This is a genomic window from Streptomyces sp. NPDC088810, assembly GCF_044750305.1.
In the GTDB taxonomy this organism is placed as follows: domain Bacteria; phylum Actinomycetota; class Actinomycetes; order Streptomycetales; family Streptomycetaceae; genus Streptomyces.
The window spans coordinates 541,157-556,508 of sequence record NZ_JBIVJQ010000002.1 but is presented as its reverse complement, the minus strand read 5'-3'; the positions used below and the strand labels follow the sequence as shown (position 1 = coordinate 556,508).

The following is a 15,352-nucleotide window of genomic DNA, read 5'->3' as shown; positions in this document are numbered from 1 at the left end:
GCATTGCGATCCCGCACACCCGGCCCGAGCGCCTGGAGCGTCCGGCTGGGCTACTTCGGGGCCGCCGCCCCGTACCGGACCTCGTTCGCCAGCACGACCCCGTGGCTGGACACGTCGATGACCATCCGGTCGCCGTTCTCGATCCGGAACCCGTCGTGGTACGTGGCCTTGTCCGCGCCGAGGAAGAGGTAGTTGACCAGGCCCGGCCGGCGCAGCACCGGGTACGAGAACAGGTACTCGGCCATGTCCGGGATCCGGTGGAAGATGGAGTCGGCACCGCACGAGAAGCCGCCCTGCCAGGCCGCGGCACCGTCGCGCTCGATGGTGACGCTGCCGGTGACCTTCTCCGGCGGGGTGCCGAGGAACAGCCACGGCGTGATCGAGGTCTCGCACAGCTTGGCGTACGGGGTCCACGCCCACGGGTTCTTCAGGTGCAGGCCGATGTCGTTCAGGTCGTTGCCGAAGGTGTAGCCGGCGTAGTGCGGGACTCCCTGGTCGTCGTTGGCGTACACGAGGACGACCTCGGGCTCCTCCAGCAGCCACACCGGGTCGGCCGGGGTGGTCAGCGGCTCGTCGGGCAGCCGCAGCCAGGAACCGAAGCCCTTGATGTAGTAGTTCGGCGGGGTGAACTCCTCGTCCGGTTCCGGAGCGCGGTCGAACTTGGAGCGGTGCGTGCCCATGAACCCGTTGATCAGGGCGTTGTTGGAGGCGGTCGGCAGCAGCGGCGGGAGGAACCGCAGGCCGGCGTCGCCGGGGTCCACCTCGATCCGGCCGTGCTCGCCGCCCACGGCGGACCGCAGGTCCTCGGGGCCGTGACCCGCGACGAGGGCCGCCTGCAACTGCCCGTCGGCCACCGGGTACAGGGTGAGCGGGCTGCCGGGCACGGGCAGGCCGTGGCCCGCGTACCGCCGGCCCTGGTATTCGCACTCGAAGATGATGGACATGGCTGTCGGGGTCTCCTCAGGAGTGGGCGGATGGATGGGCGGCCGGGAACCCGTGGGAGCGGGCCGCGAGCACGATGGCGAGGACCGGAACCAGGAGGACCAGCACCGTCCAGGGGAAGGCGCCGGCGCCGGCGGCGTCCAGCAGGAGGCCGCCGGCGATGCCTCCGCCGGCCATCGCGACGTTCCACAGGGTCACGAGCATGGCCTGGGCCGCCTCGGCCGCCTCCCCGCCGGCCTGGCCGCCCGCGGTCTGCAGCAGGGTCGGCACCCCGCCCCAGCCCAGCCCCCACAGGGCGGCGGCCACGTAGACCAGCGCGTCGGTGCCGGAGAAGGCGCCCATGACCGCGACGGCGACACCGACCAGCAGGGTGCCGGCGACGGTCAGCGCGCGCAGGTGCCGGTGGATGAGGGCGCCGACGACCCAGATGCTGACCAGGCAGGCGACGCCGAAGACCAGCAGGACCGAGTCGACCTGGCCGCCCATGCCGATGTGGTCCAGGTAGCTGGCGATGTAGGCGTACAGAAGGGTGTGGGCCAGGACGAAGACCAGGGTGACGGTCAGCACCGCGGCGACACCCGGCACGCGCAGGGTGCTGCGCATGGGGATCTTGCCGCCGGCCGGCTGGCCGGGGTGGTCGGGCGCCACGACCGTGATCCACACGAGCAGCACCACGGTCAGGGCGGTCATCGCGAGGAAGGCGGCCTGCCAGGAGACCACCTGCCCCAGGAAGGTCCCGGCCGGGACGCCCAGCGACAGGGCGACGGGGATGCCGGCCATGGCGATCGCGATCGCGCGGCCCTCCTGGTGCGGGGCGACCATGCGGCGGGCGTAGCCGGCCAGCAGGGCCCAGGCCAGTCCGGCGGCGACACCGGCGACGAACCGGGCGACCAGGGTGAGCGGGTAGTTCACCGACAGGGCGGTGACGGTGTTGGCGACGGCGAAGCCGGCCATGGCGGTCAGCAGCAGGCGCTTGCGGCCCCATCCCGCGGTCGCGGCGGACAGCGGGATGGCCGTGAGCACCGTGCCCAGCGCGTAGATGGTCACCGTCTGGCCGGTGGCCGACTCGCTGGTGTGCAGGCTGGAACTCATGGCGGGCAGCAGCCCGGCGGGCAGGGTCTCGGTGAGACTGGTGACGAACACCGCGACGGCCAGGGCGAGCAGGGCCGCCATCGGCAGCTTCTGCTCGGCCGCCGGCGCGGTGCCGGCTGCGGGGACTGGGGTGGCGGTGCCGGTGGACGGCTCGGCGCTAGTCATGATGGGTGCCTTCGGTGTGAGGGTCGAGCCCGGCGTGGAAGGGTCCTCCCGGGACGGGAACGGCTCAGGCCCGCGGGGTGCGGGCGCCGGTGAGATCGGCCAGCGCGGAGTCGATCTGCTCAAGGTTCTTGCGGATCCACGGCAGTTCGAGCGGGTCGGCCGCCGCGAGCGCGGCGGTGCGCTGCTCGTCGTCCTCGCCGTACAGACGGCTGGTGGCGGCCCGGATCCGCAAGGGGTCGCCCTCCTCGCCGAACGCGCCGGCCGGGAGCAGGCCGATGCCGTGCCGCTCACCGAGGAACCGGACCAGGTCCGCACCGCCGTGCACGCCGTGGGCCCGGGCGAGGTGGTCCCCGAGCGGTGTGAAGTCCGGATAGAGGTAGCAGGTCGCGCGGACCGGGGCGAGCAGGGCGCCCGCGCCGGAGAACCGGCCGGCGACCGCGCGGACCACGGTCTCGTGCAGCCGGCGGCTGGCCGCCACGCGCTCGGCGACCTCCGGCGGCTCGCCGAACGCGTACGCGGCGGCGGCCTGCACCGGCGCCGGCGGACTGGACCAGATCTGGCTGGCGACCGACACGAGGCGGCCGTGCAGGGCACGCCCGGCGGCGCTGTCGGGCAGCCGGGCCACACCGGTGCGCCAGCCGCCGACCGCCAGGTTCTTGGTGAGCCCGGTGGTGACGACGGTGCGCTCCGGGGCGTGCCGGGCCGGGGACTCGGCGGGCGCCGAGGTGTCGTACACGAGGTCGCAGTAGATCTCGTCGGAGACGATGACGAGGTCCAGCTCCCGGGCCGCCGCCGCGAGCCGGCGCACCGTGCCGGGCGAGGCCACGGTGCCGGTCGGGTTGTCCGGCAGGGTCACCACCACGCACCGGGGATCCCGGCCGGCGGCCCGCGCCGCGGTGACGGCCGCGCGCAGCCGCTCCGGGTCGGGCACCCCGCCCTGTCCCGGCGCGATCGGCACGGGGACGGGACGGGCCCCCACGAGCCGGGCCTGTGCGGCGTAGCTGACCCAGCTGGGCACGGGCACGATCACGTCCCCGCCGAGCGCGAGCAGCAGCGCGAACAGCAGCGGCTTGCTGCCCGGCCCGGCCACGACGAGCCCGGGATCGGTGGCGAGACCGCGCCGGCCCCAGTACCCGGCGGCGGCGGCGCGCAGCGCCCGGCTGCCGGCCACGGGCCCGTACGCGTTCTCGTCCGCCGCGGCGGCGAGCCGCCGGCGCAGCGCGGGAAGCACGGGCAGGCCGATCTCCCCGCCGGCCATGGGCAGGACCTGTTCCCCGGCCCGTCGCCTGCGGTCCAGGGCCTCGTCGGCGGCCAGGGTCGCCGACATGGGGATGGACGGGGCATCGGACATGCTGTCACTGCCCCCAGTCGCGCAGCTGGACCTCGACCATCTCCAGGGTCAGCCGGCCGTCCGCGATGTCCTCCACGCGGAGGGTCAGCATGCACTCGGGGCAGGAGAGCGTCTCGCCCTGGACGACCGGCGGGACGGTCAGCTCGGTCTCGCACTCGGGGCAGGCGCCGGTGAGGGTGGCGCTGGACATGGATCAACTCCGTTCGGTGAGGTTCGCAACGGTCCACCACCTTCCAACGCGCCGCCGGAAAGAGTAAAGGCGGGCCGGTTAAATCTCTGTAGTGGATTGTCAAGAAGTGTCAAGACGGAAAGGAGTTGCAAGATTGGCCTGGCGGAATGTCAAGTCCGCCGGATTACCGCGGCCGGTGCCCGGAGCGGCAACTAATGTGCCGCCATGGACATTTTCCCGCTGCCCCGGCTCGGGCTGGTCGTTCCCCCCGAAAACCCGCTCGCCGAACCGGAGTTCAACCGTCTGATCGGCACCGAGCTGAATGTGTACACCGCGCGTTTCCCGCTGACTCCCGGAATGGGTGTGAAGGAAACGATGCTCCGGTACAACGACGTGCTCGCGGACACGCTCGCCACCTTCGGCCGCATGCGCCTGGACGCCGCCGTGGTGGCCTGCAACGCCTCGCACTATCTGCTGGGACCCGACGGCGACCGGGCTTTCGTGGCCGAACTGTCCGAGGCGTTCGGTTATCCCGTGCAGTCGACGACGCAGGCCATCCTCGCGGTGTGCGAGGAATTCGGGATATCCCGCCTGACCCTCGTCTCCCCCTACTGGGACTGGCTCACGGAGACGTCGCGCTCCTTCTGGGAGCAGGCCGGCGTCGCCGTCGACCGCGTCGTCCTCGCCCCGGCGGTGGCGGACCCGAAGGAGCAGGACCACGAGTTCGACCCGTACCGGGTGACGACGAGGACCCTCCTCGGCCGGATACGCGAGGCCGGCCTCCCCGACGAAGGGGCGATCCTGTTCACCGGCACGGGCATGGGCACCCTGGCCGCCCTGGCCGAACTCGACCGCGAGTTCGGCCGGACCACGCTGCTGACGTCCAACCTCGCGGCGGCCTGGTGGGCGCGGCGCACGGTGGGGGCCGCCGGCGCCGAGGTGCACCCCCTCCTGGAGCGGCTGGAGCGCGGCACGCCGCGCCGGCCCCGGTAGTCAGCCCTTCCCTTCTCACCGACCGCACCCACCGTCAAGGAGGCGCCCACCGTGGCCGTCACCAGCGAAGCACAGTCGTCCGATCCCCTCGTGGCCGTGGTGAGCGGCGGCGCGTCCGGCATCGGCGCGGCCGCCGCGGCCGCGCTCACCGCCCGGGGCGTCCGGGTAGCCGCCCTGGACCTGAAACCCGACGAGGTCGCCGCACCGGCCGTCGGCATCGTCTGCGACGTCTCCGACGACGCGTCCGTGCGCGCAGCCGTCGGCGAGGTCGCCGACCGGTTCGGCCGCATCGACATCGTCGTGAACAACGCCGGCATCGCCGCGCAGGGCGACATCACCGACAACGACGACGACGAGTGGCGGCGCGTACTGGACGTCAACGTCGTCGGCATGGTGCGCCTCGCCCGTGCCGCGCTCCCGTACCTGCGCAAGTCCCCGGCCGCCGCGATCGTCAACACCTGCTCCGTCTTCGCCTCCATGGGGGTACGGCGGCGCGTCCTCTACTCCGCGTCCAAGGGCGCCGTCCACTCCCTGACCCTGGCGATGGCCGCCGACCACGTCCGGGAGGGCATCCGGGTCAACGCCGTAGCGCCCGGCGCCGTCGACACCCCGTGGATCCAGCGGGTGCTGGCGAAGACCGCCGACCCGCAGGCGGAGCGGGACGCGCTGAACGACCGCCACCCGCTGGGCCGGCTGGCGCGGCCCGAGGAGGTCGGCGAGGCCATCGCCTTCCTGGCCACCGACGCCTCCGGCACCACCGGCACGATCCTCGCCGTCGACGGAGGCATCCACGACCTGCGGCTGTAAGCCCCGCCCGTCCGGACCGCCGGCCTCGCGCGCCGCCCCGACCGGGGCGGCGCGCGAGGCCGGCGGCGTGCCGGGAGCGGGCGTCACCCGGACTGCGGGGGAGCCGGAAAGTGGTTCTCCTGGACGAAGAACTCGACGTAGCGGTCGAAGAGTTCGCCGGTGAGCGGCGGGCAGGCGATCCCCGTGCCGGAGAGGGCCTCCTCCGTCTGCGTGGTGTCCAGGGCCGGATAGAAGGCGTCGGTGTCGCCCGTCATCAGCTCGAAGGCGTGCAGCAGCGGCAGCAGCGCGTTGTCGCGGTCCGACCGGACCAGCTCCCGCCAGGCCTCCGGGGCCAGGTCCCGCAGCGGGTAGCCGAGCGCCCGCAGGCGGGCGACGCACTCGCCGAGGCCCAGCGCGTCCCGGTTGAACAGGTGGAAGGTGCCGCCCGCCGCCGCCGGGCGGCCGGAGATCGACACGATCGCCGCGCTGACGTAGTCGACCGGCAGCAGGTGGAACCGCCCCTCGACACCGGCCGGCACCGCACCCGACTGCAGCAGGCCCTTGAGCGCGAGCCACACGAAGTCACGTGTCTGGCAGGCCCCGTTGACCTGGTCGCCGGAGATCACGTCCACCCGGTACACGGACACCGGCAGACCACGCTCCCGGGCCAGCTCCAGCACCTGTTCGGCCACCCACTTGCTCTGCAGATAGCCGCTGGGCAGCGCGTCGGCGGGCCCGGTGGGGTCGGTCACCTTCAGGGGCACGCCCGGGACGCGGGGGCCGTTGAAGACACCGACGGTGGACACGTGGTGGACGGGCACCGTGCGGTACCGGGCGGCCAGGCGCAGGATCTCCTCGGTGCCGCCCACGTTGGCGTCCCGCAGCGCCGTGTAGGGGTGCAGCCAGTGGACCGTGGCGCCCGCGTGGTAGACGACGTCCACCGTGCGGGCCAGGCCCTCGAAGGACTCCTCGGGGAGACCGAGCAGCGGCCGGGCCAGGTCGCCGGCGAGCACCGAGAGCCGGTCCGGGTCGATCTCGTCCCAGACGCGGTACCACTCCAGGCTCGCCCGCAGCCGCGCGTAGGCCGCCGCGTCGTCGGCGCCGCGCACCAGGCAGTGGATCCTGGCCCGGGTCCGCCGCATCAGGTCGCGCAGCAGGAACGCGCCGAGGAAGCCGCTGGCGCCGGTGAGCAGGATCTCGTCCGGGTCCGTGACCGTGCGGACGACCTGCTCGGCGGGGCGGATCGCGGGGTCGAGCCGGATGTCCGCGGCGTGGTCCACCGCCGGCGCGCCCGAGGCCCGGGGCCCCTCGTCGAACAGGGTCAGCAGGTGCGCGGCGAGGTCCGCGGGCGTCGGGTGGTCGAAGACGAGGGTGGCGGGCAGGCCCAGGCCGGTGTGCGCCGCGAGCCGGTTGCGCAGCTCCACCGAGGTGAGCGAGTCCAGGCCGAGCTGCGGGAAGGGGCGCTGCGCGTCGATGCCCGCGCTGCCCGCGTGACCGAGCGCGCCGGCCGTCTCCGCGAGCACCATGTCCCGCACGGCGGCCTGCCGTTGCGCCGGTGACAGGTCCGTGAGCAGCTCGGCGAGCGGGGGCTCGGCGGTGGCCTCGTCGGTCACCGACGGCCGCGCCGGGCGGCGGACGAGTGAGGTGAACACCGGCGGTACCGCGGGCTGTTCGCGCAGCGCCGCGAGGTCCAGCGGGCCGGCCACGGCGTCCGGGCGGCCCGAGCGCAGCGCGAGGTCCAGCAGGCCCGGGCCCTCGGCGGTGGGCACGGGGAGGAGGCCGGTGCGGGCGATCCGCTTGAGGTCGGCCTCCGTCAGCCCCTCGGCGAGGCCGCCGGCCTCGGCCCACAGGCCCCAGGCGACCGACGTGGCGGGCAGGCCCCGGGCCGCCCGGTGCTGCGCGAGGGCGTCCAGCGCGGCGTTGGCGGCGGCGTAGTCGGCCTGTCCGGGGCCGCCGAGCAGGGCCGCCACCGAGGAGAACAGCACGAAGGCCGTCAGGTCCCGGTCCCGGGTCAGCTCGTGCAGGTGCCAGGCCGCGTCCGCCTTCGGGGCGAGCACACCGGCAAGGCGTTCGGCGGTCATCGCCGGGACGAGACCGTCGTCCCGGACACCGGCCATGTGCACGACCGCGGTGAGCGGGTGCTCCGCGGGGATGTCCGCGATGAGCGCGGCGAGCGCGTGGCGGTCCGAGACGTCGCACGCCCGGAGCGTGACCCGCGCCCCCAGACCGGCGAGCTGCGCAGCCAACTCGCCGGCCCCTTGTGCCTGTTCGCCCCGGCGGCTGACCAGCAGCAGGTGCCGGACGCCGTGCTCGGTGACGAGGTGCCGGGCGAAGAGGGCGCCGAGCGCACCGGTGCCGCCGGTCACCAGGACGGTGCCGTCGGGGCCGAAGGCGGGGCGGACGGGCGGCCCGCCCCGGCGGGCGGCCGGTCCCGCCGCCCGGGTCAGGCGCGGCACGAGAACCGTGCCCCGCCGGATCGCCGCCTCGGACTCCCCGGCCGCGGCGAGCGCGGTGACCGCGGCGGTCAGCAGCGCGGGGTCGGTCGCCGGGTCGGCGTCGACGAGGACGAACCGGCCCGGCGCCTCGGACCGGGCCGAGCGCAGCAGGCCCAGGGCGGCGGCCGCGCCGGGGTCGGTGACCGGCTCCCCGCCGGCCGCCACGGCACCCGAGGTCACCACGGCCACCGGGGCCCCGGTGCCGCTCTCGTCGGCCATCACGCGCTGGGCGAGCCGCATCGCCTCCACAGTGGTGACGTGCAGCGCGTCCACCGGGTCGCCGCCGGGCGCGGCCGTCGCCAGACGCACGATCTCCGGGACCGGGGTGCCCTCGGCAGCGGGGGCCAGGGAGCGCGGCACCCAGTCGACGTGGAAGAGCGCCTCGTGCCCGCGGGCGGCGAGGGCCGCCGGCCGGGCCGGTTCGGCCAGCCGCACGGTCACCGCCTCGACGTCGGCCACCGGGCGGCCGGCCGGGGTGGACAGCCGCACGGCCACGGTGCCGTCGTCGTGCGGGACGGCGCGCACCCGCAGCCGGGTCGCGCCCGAGGCGTGCAGGCGCAGCCCGCGCCAGTGGACCGCGCCGGCCTCCCCGCCGGATGCGGGCCGCAGCAGCCGTACCGCCGCCGCGAGCAGCGCCGGATGCAGTCCGAGGCGCCCAGCCTCCTCGACCGCCGCCTCGGGCAGCGCCAGTTCCGCGAACACCTCCGCGCCGCGGCGCCACACACCGGTCAGCGGCGGCCGGTTGCCGTCCTCGGGGGCACTCTCGGCCCCAGCCGGCGGCCACTGCTCGGGCTCCGGCGGTGCGATCACGGGTACGGCCCCCAGTGTGCCGTGCGCATGCTGGGTCCAGGGCGCGTCGGGGTCGTCGGACCGCGTGTGGACGGTGACGGCACGGCGCCCCTCGCCGGCCGGCGCGCCCACCCGGACCTGCACCTGGAGGGCGCCCTCGGCGGGCAGCGCCACCGGCTCGTCCACGACGAGTTCCTCGACCGCGTCGCAGCCGGCCTCGTCGGCCGCCCGGACCGCCAGCTCGACCAGCACCTCCTCGGCCAGCAACGGCACACCCGCCACGGTCCGTACGGTGTCCTCGGGCGCCGTACGGCGTGAGACGCGTCCGGTGAGGACCACGCCGCCGTCGTCGAGCCGCAGCGCGGCGCCCAGCAGCGGATGCCCGGCCGGGACGAGGCCCAGACCGGCGGTGTTCGCGGAGGTGTCCGCCGGGCCGAGCCAGTAGCGCTCGTGCTGGAAGGCGTAGGTGGGCAGCGGGACGCGGTGGGCGCCGGTGCCGGCGAAGAACCGCTGCCAGTCCACGGGCACGCCCGCCTCGTGCAGCCGGCCGAGGGCGGACACGAGGGAGTGCGGTTCGGGCCGGTCCCGGTGCAGGAGGGGGATCGTGACGGCGGTGGCGCCCAGGTCGTCGAGGACCTCCCGGGCGAGCGCGGACAGCACGCTGTCCGGACCGATCTCCACGAACGTCGTCACGCCCTGCTCGTGCAGGGTGCGGACGGTGTCGGCGAACCGCACCGCGTGCCGGAGCTGGTTGGTCCAGTACTCGGGGGTGCGCAGGTCGTCGGGGGTGGCGAGAGTGCCGGTGAGGGTGGGCAGGACCGGCAGGACCGGGGCCGCGTAGGCGAGTTGCTTCGCGGTGGTGTGGAACTCGTCGAGGACGGCGTCCATGTGGGGGGAGTGGAAGGCGTGCGAGACGGTGAGCCGGTGCGTCTTGTGGCCCCGCCGGCGCAGCTCCTGTGCGATGGCCTCGGCGGCCGGGGCGCTGCCCGAGATCACTGTGGAGTGCGGGGTGTTGACCGCGGCGATGTCGACGTCGTCGGTGAGGAGCGGACGGACGGCGTCCTCCGGCGCCTGGATCGCGATCATGGCGCCGCCGGGCGGCTGGGCTCCCATCAGGCGGGCGCGGGTGGCCACGAGCCGGGCGGCGTCGGGGAGGGTGAGGATGCCGGCGAGGTGGGCGGCGGTGAGTTCGCCGAGGGAGTGGCCGGCGAGGTGGTGGGGGGTGATGCCCCAGGTGGTGATCAGGTGGTGGAGGGCGGTTTCGAGGGCGAAGAGGGCGGGTTGGGTGTAGCGGGTGTCGTCGAGGTGGTGTCCGGTGGTGATGGTGTGGTGGAGGGGCTGGTCGAGGTGGGGGTCGAGGGCGGCGCAGACGGTGTCGAAGGCTTCGGCGAAGGCGGGGTACGTCTCGTAGAGTTCGCGTCCCATGCCGATGCGCTGGGCGCCCTGGCCGGTGTAGAGGAACGCCACCCTGCCGCCCGCGGGAGGCGAAGAGCCGGGTACCCGGTCTGCCAGGGCCCGCAGTTGCCCCGTGAGGTCCTCGCGGTCCCTGCCCACGAGTGCCGCGCGGTGGGCGTGGGCGGTGCGGGTGGTGGCGAGGGAGTGGGCGAGGTCGAGCGGGTCCTGGTCGGGGTGGTCCTCGACGTGGGTGAGGAGGCGTTCGGCCTGGGCCTTGAGGGCCTGGGGGGTCTTCGCCGAGAGCAGCCAGGGCAGCGCGCCGGCGGGCCGGCGTACCGGGTCGCCGTCCACGGGCTCGTCGGCGGGCGCCTCCTCAAGGATGACGTGCGCGTTCGTGCCGCTCACGCCGAACGCGGACACCGCCGCGCGACGCGGCCCGTCGGGCCGGGCCGGCCAGGGTTGCGGCTCGGTCAGCAGCCGGACCGTGCCGGAGGACCAGTCGACCATGGGGGTGGGCTCGTCCACGTGCAGCGTCCGCGGCAGCGTGTCGTGGTGCAGGGCCTGGATCATCTTGATGACACCGCCGACCCCGGCGGCGGCGACCGTGTGACCGATGTTGGACTTCAGCGAGCCGAGCCAGAGGGGCCGTCCCGGCGTGTGGGCGGCGCCGTAGGTGGCGAGGAGGGCCTGGGCCTCGATGGGGTCGCCGAGCCGGGTGCCGGTGCCGTGGGCCTCGACGGCGTCGACGTCGGCGGCGGTGAGGCGGGCGTCGGCGAGCGCGGCCCGGATGACCCGTTCCTGGGAGGGGCCGTTGGGCGCGGTGAGGCCGTTGCTGGCGCCGTCCTGGTTGACGGCGCTGCCGCGCAGGACGGCGAGGACGCGGTGTCCGTTGCGGCGGGCGTCGGAGAGGCGCTCGACCACCAGGACGCCCACGCCCTCCGACCACGAGGTGCCGTCGGCCGCAGCGGCGAAGGACTTGATGCGGCCGTCCGGGGCCAGACCCCGCTGCCGTGAGAAGTCCACGAAACCGCCCGGCGTCGCCGTGACCGTCACCCCGCCCGCCAGCGCCAGCTCCGACTCGCCGCGCCGCACCGACTGGACGGCGAGGTGCAGGGCGACCAGCGACGAGGAGCAGGCGGTGTCGACGGAGACGGCCGGGCCCTCGAGACCCAGGGTGTAGGCGACGCGGCCGGAGGCGATGCTGCCGTACCGGCCGGTCATCAGGTGGCCCTCGTACTCCTGGGGACCTTCCAGGCCGAGGTAGCTCTGCTCCACCAGCCCCGCGAACACACCGGTCCGCGAGCCCTTCAGCGAGGCCGGATCGATCCCCGCGTCCTCCAGCGCCTCCCACGCGGACTCCAGCAGCTGCCGCTGCTGCGGGTCCATCGCCCGGGCCTCGCGCGGCGACACACCGAAGAAGCCCGCGTCGAACTGCGCCGCACCGTCGAGGAAGCCGCCGTGCCGGGTGTAGGTGGTACCGGGGTGGTCCGGGTCGGGATGGTAGAGCCGGTCCAGGTCCCAGCCCCGGTCGTCGGGGAAGGCGCTGATGGCGTCCCTGCCCTCGGCGACCAGCCGCCACAGCTCGTCGGGAGAGGCCACACCGCCCGGGAACCGGCACGCCATGCCGACGACGGCGACGGGTTCGCCGCCGGCGTTCTCCAGCTCGGTGATGCGTTCACGGGCCTTCTGCAGATCCGCGGTGACCCACTTCAGGTAGTCGACCAGCTTCTGCTCGTTGGACGGCTCTGCGGACATGCGGGAACAGCCTCTCCTAGAAGAACGTACGGCGATGGGGACAGGGAGGTGGCGTCAGCGGGCCTCGCGGCCCAACTGCTGGTCGATGAAGGCGAAGAGGTCGTCCGCCGAAGCCGCCGCGAAGGGCTCCGCCGCCGCGGCCTCGACCGGCACCGGCGGCTGGACGTCGAGTCCGGCGAGCAGCGCGTGCAGCCGCACGGCCACGGTGGCGCGCGCCTCGTCCTGCGGCGGCAGACCGGTCAACGCGGCCTCCAGGCGGTCCAGTTCGGCCAGGACCGACTGTTCCGAGCCGCCCGTGGCGGGTTGCACCAGGGACTCCAGATGGGCGGCCAGGTTGCCCGGCGTCGGATGGTCGAAGACCAGCGTGGTGGGCAGGGCGATCCCCGCGGCCGCGCTCAGCCGGTTGCGCAGCTCCACCGCCGTCAGGGACGTGAAGCCCAGGTCCTGGAACTGCCGGTCCGCGGCCACCGCACCCTGGCCGGCATGGCCCAGCACGGCGGCGATCTCCTGCGTGACCAGGGTCAGCACATGCTGCTCGCGTTCCACGGCGGTCAGACCCGCCAGCCGCTCGGCGAGCGTCGGCACCTCGGCCGGCCCGGGACCGGCGGAATCCGTCGACGGCTGCTGCCCGGGCGTGACCTGCTCGTCGGCCGGCTCGGGGGTCCGCGCCTCGAACCAGTACCGCGTGTGCTGGAAGGCGTAGGTGGGCAGGGGGACGCGGTGGGCGCCGGTGCCCTCGAAGAACCGCTCCCAGTCCACCGGGACCCCGCGGGTGTGCAGGGCGCCGAGCGCCTCGACCAGGCTCCGGGACTCCGCCTGGTCGCGCCGCAGCAGGGGGATCGCCGCCAGCTCCTGCGGACGGTCGGCACCGGCGCTCACCAACGGGCTGAGCACCGCGTCCGGGCCGATCTCCACGAACGTGGTCACGCCCTCGGCCTCCAGGGTGCGGATGCCGTCGGCGAAGCGGACCGCGCCGCGGATGTGCCGGGTCCAGTACTCCGGGGTGGCGAGGTCCTCACCCGTCCCGCCGGTGAGGTTGGAGACCACCGGGATCCGCGGCGGACGGAAGTCGACCGTGGCCGCGATCTGCCGGAACTCCTCCAGGACGGGCTCCATGTGCGCCGAGTGGAAGGCGTGCGAGACCTTCAGCCGGCTGGTCCTGCGCCCCAGCGCCGTGAAGTGGTCGGCGACCCGCCGCACCGCCTCCGGATCACCGGAGACGACCGTGGAGTCCGGCGAGTTGAGGGCGGCGATGTCGACCCCGTCCGTCAGGTGCGCGGCGATCTCCGCCTCGGTGGCCTGTACGGCGATCATCGCGCCGCCCGCGGGTGCGGACTGCATCAGCCGTCCTCGCGCGGCCACGAGCCGGGCGGCGTCGGGGAGGGTGAGGATGCCGGCGAGGTGGGCGGCGGTGAGTTCGCCGAGGGAGTGGCCGGCGAGGTGGTGGGGGGTGATGCCCCAGGTGGTGATCAGGTGGTGGAGGGCGGTTTCGAGGGCGAAGAGGGCGGGTTGGGTGTAGCGGGTGTCGTCGAGGTGGTGTCCGGTGGTGATGGTGTGGTGGAGGGGCTGGTCGAGGTGGGGGTCGAGGGCGGCGCAGGCGGTGTCGAAGGCTTCGGCGAAGGCGGGGTACGTCTCGTAGAGTTCGCGTCCCATGCCGATGCGCTGGGCGCCCTGGCCGGTGTAGAGGAACGCCACCCGGCCGCCGGACCCGCGTCCCGGGAACACCTCGGCTCCGGCCAGCTGCCGCAGCGACGCGACGAGCTCCTCCCGGCCGGTGCCGACCGCCACCGCCCGCTGGGCGTGGGCGGTGCGGGTGGTGGCGAGGGAGTGGGCGAGGTCGAGCGGGTCCTGGTCGGGGTGGTCCTCGACGTGGGTGAGGAGGCGTTCGGCCTGGGCCTTGAGGGCCTGGGGGGTCTTCGCCGAGAGCAGCCAGGGCAGCGCGCCGGCGGGCCGGCGTACCGGGTCGCCGTCCACGGGCTCGTCGGCGGGCGCCTCCTCCAGGATGACGTGCGCGTTCGTACCCCCGAAACCGAAGGAGGAGACGGCGGCGCGGCGGGGGCGTGCGGCGGGGTCGGCGGGCCAGGGGACGGGTTCGGTGAGCAGGCGCATCGTGCCGGTGGTCCAGTCGACCATGGGGGTGGGGTTGTCGGCGTGGAGGGTCCTGGGCAGGGTGTGGTGGTGCAGGGCCTGGATCATCTTGATGATGCCGCCGACGCCCGCGGCGGCCTGGGCGTGGCCGATGTTGGACTTCAGTGAGCCGAGCCAGAGGGGCTGGTCGGGGGTGTGGGCGGCGCCGTAGGTGGCGAGGATGGCCTGGGCCTCGATGGGGTCGCCGAGCCGGGTGCCGGTGCCGTGGGCCTCGACGGCGTCGACGTCGGCGGCGGTGAGGCGGGCGTCGGCGAGAGCGGCCCGGATGACCCGTTCCTGGGAGGGGCCGTTGGGTGCGGTGAGCCCGTTGCTGGCGCCGTCCTGGTTGACGGCGCTGCCGCGCAGCACGGCGAGGACGCGGTGTCCGTTGCGGCGGGCGTCGGAGAGACGTTCGACGAGGAGGAGGCCGACGCCTTCCGCCCAGCCGGTGCCGTCGGCGTCGGCGGAGAAGGAGCGGCAGCGCCCGTCGGCGGACAGCCCCCGCAGCCGGGAGAACTCCACGAACGCGACCGGCGTCGACATCACCGTCGCCCCGCCGGCCAGGGCGAGGTCGCACTCGCCGTTGCGCAGGGCGCCGGCGGCGAGGTGGAGGGCGACGAGGGAGGAGGAGCAGGCGGTGTCGACGGTGACGGCCGGTCCCTCGAAGCCGTAGGTGTACGACAGCCGCCCCGAGGCGATGCTGCCCGCGCTGCCGCTGAAGAGGAAGCCCTCCAGGCCCTCGGAGGGCCGGTGGGCGCGCGTGCCGTAGTCGTTGTACATGACCCCGGTGAACACACCGGTGCGCGAGCCGCGCAGGGCGGCCGGGTCGAGCCCCGCGCTCTCCAGCGCCTCCCACGCCGTCTCCAGCAGCAGCCGCTGCTGCGGGTCCGTCGCCAGCGCCTCGCGCGGCGAGAGCCCGAAGAAGTCGGCGTCGAAACCGTCCGCGTCGTGCAGGAAGCCGCCCTCCCGGCCGTACGAGGTACCCGGCCGGTCGGGGTCGGGGTCGTAGAGCCGCTCCAGGTCCCAGCCCCGGTTGACCGGGAACCCGCCGACCGCGTCGGTGCCTTCGGCGACCAGCCGCCACAGGTCGTCCGGCGAGGCCACACCGCCCGGGTAGCGGCAGGCCATGCCCACGATGGCGATCGGCTCGTGCTGCCGCTCCTCGATCTCGCGCAGTCTCGCCCGCGCGTCCTGCGCCTCCCCGATGGCCTTCTTGAGGTAGTCGCGGAGCTTGTCCTCGCCCGCCATGAGCCGTTCAACTCCTTGCAGTCGTCAGCGTCGTCGTCGGATGGG

At 74.6% G+C, this 15,352-nt stretch carries 8 protein-coding genes; 2 read left to right on the top strand and 6 right to left on the bottom strand.

Annotation, left to right across the window (positions count from 1 at the left end; genetic code table 11):
• Nucleotides 1–50: 50 nt before the first annotated feature.
• The 4 genes from ACIP4Y_RS09055 to ACIP4Y_RS09040 all read right to left on the bottom strand — a co-directional run bounded on the left by ACIP4Y_RS09055 (nucleotide 51) and on the right by ACIP4Y_RS09040 (nucleotide 3,740).
• Entirely contained in the window at nucleotides 51–944 is an 894-nt protein-coding gene (locus tag ACIP4Y_RS09055) for a fumarylacetoacetate (FAA) hydrolase (protein WP_401389774.1), read from the bottom strand.
• 16 nt (nucleotides 945–960) lie between these two features.
• Complete coding sequence (locus tag ACIP4Y_RS09050; protein WP_401389771.1) at nucleotides 961–2,199, bottom strand: MFS transporter; 1,239 nt, start codon at nucleotides 2,197–2,199, stop codon at nucleotides 961–963.
• Nucleotides 2,200–2,263: 64 nt separating this feature from the next.
• Complete coding sequence (locus tag ACIP4Y_RS09045) at nucleotides 2,264–3,550, bottom strand: pyridoxal phosphate-dependent aminotransferase (protein WP_401389768.1); 1,287 nt, start codon at nucleotides 3,548–3,550, stop codon at nucleotides 2,264–2,266.
• Between the two features lie 4 nt (nucleotides 3,551–3,554).
• Nucleotides 3,555–3,740, bottom strand: a complete 186-nt coding sequence (locus ACIP4Y_RS09040; RefSeq protein WP_358646495.1) for a lysine biosynthesis protein LysW — start codon at nucleotides 3,738–3,740, stop codon at nucleotides 3,555–3,557.
• A 204-nt stretch (nucleotides 3,741–3,944) separates the two neighbouring features.
• On the opposite strand from ACIP4Y_RS09040, the gene ACIP4Y_RS09035 reads away from it, so the two are divergent.
• Together ACIP4Y_RS09035 and ACIP4Y_RS09030 are read left to right on the top strand one after the other, a co-directional pair.
• Complete coding sequence (locus ACIP4Y_RS09035; RefSeq protein ID WP_401389765.1) at nucleotides 3,945–4,712, top strand: arylmalonate decarboxylase; 768 nt, start codon at nucleotides 3,945–3,947, stop codon at nucleotides 4,710–4,712.
• Nucleotides 4,713–4,763: 51 nt separating this feature from the next.
• The gene (locus tag ACIP4Y_RS09030; protein ID WP_358646499.1) at nucleotides 4,764–5,519 is read left to right on the top strand and encodes an SDR family oxidoreductase; all 756 of its coding nucleotides are present in this window, start codon (nucleotides 4,764–4,766) and stop codon (nucleotides 5,517–5,519) included.
• A gap of 83 nt (nucleotides 5,520–5,602) precedes the next feature.
• Here ACIP4Y_RS09030 and ACIP4Y_RS09025 read toward each other — a convergent pair whose 3' ends face one another.
• Both ACIP4Y_RS09025 and ACIP4Y_RS09020 read right to left on the bottom strand, forming a co-directional pair.
• Nucleotides 5,603–11,932, bottom strand: coding sequence for a type I polyketide synthase (locus tag ACIP4Y_RS09025; RefSeq protein ID WP_401389762.1), 6,330 nt, complete (start codon nucleotides 11,930–11,932; stop codon nucleotides 5,603–5,605).
• 54 nt (nucleotides 11,933–11,986) lie between these two features.
• Nucleotides 11,987–15,265 (bottom strand): type I polyketide synthase, encoded by a 3,279-nt coding sequence (locus tag ACIP4Y_RS09020; RefSeq protein ID WP_401390650.1) that lies wholly within the window; start codon nucleotides 15,263–15,265, stop codon nucleotides 11,987–11,989.
• Between the last annotated feature and the right edge of the window lie 87 nt (nucleotides 15,266–15,352).

Excerpts from the sequence above, each read along its gene's own strand:
- ACIP4Y_RS09055 (WP_401389774.1), bottom strand. The coding sequence starts at position 944 with ATGTCCATCATCTTCGAGTGCGAATACCAGGGCCGGCGGTACGCGGGC.
- ACIP4Y_RS09050 (WP_401389771.1), bottom strand. The coding sequence starts at position 2,199 with ATGACTAGCGCCGAGCCGTCCACCGGCACCGCCACCCCAGTCCCCGCA.
- ACIP4Y_RS09045 (WP_401389768.1), bottom strand. The coding sequence starts at position 3,550 with ATGTCCGATGCCCCGTCCATCCCCATGTCGGCGACCCTGGCCGCCGAC.
- ACIP4Y_RS09040 (WP_358646495.1), bottom strand. The coding sequence starts at position 3,740 with ATGTCCAGCGCCACCCTCACCGGCGCCTGCCCCGAGTGCGAGACCGAG.
- ACIP4Y_RS09035 (WP_401389765.1), top strand. The coding sequence starts at position 3,945 with ATGGACATTTTCCCGCTGCCCCGGCTCGGGCTGGTCGTTCCCCCCGAA.
- ACIP4Y_RS09025 (WP_401389762.1), bottom strand. The coding sequence starts at position 11,932 with ATGTCCGCAGAGCCGTCCAACGAGCAGAAGCTGGTCGACTACCTGAAG.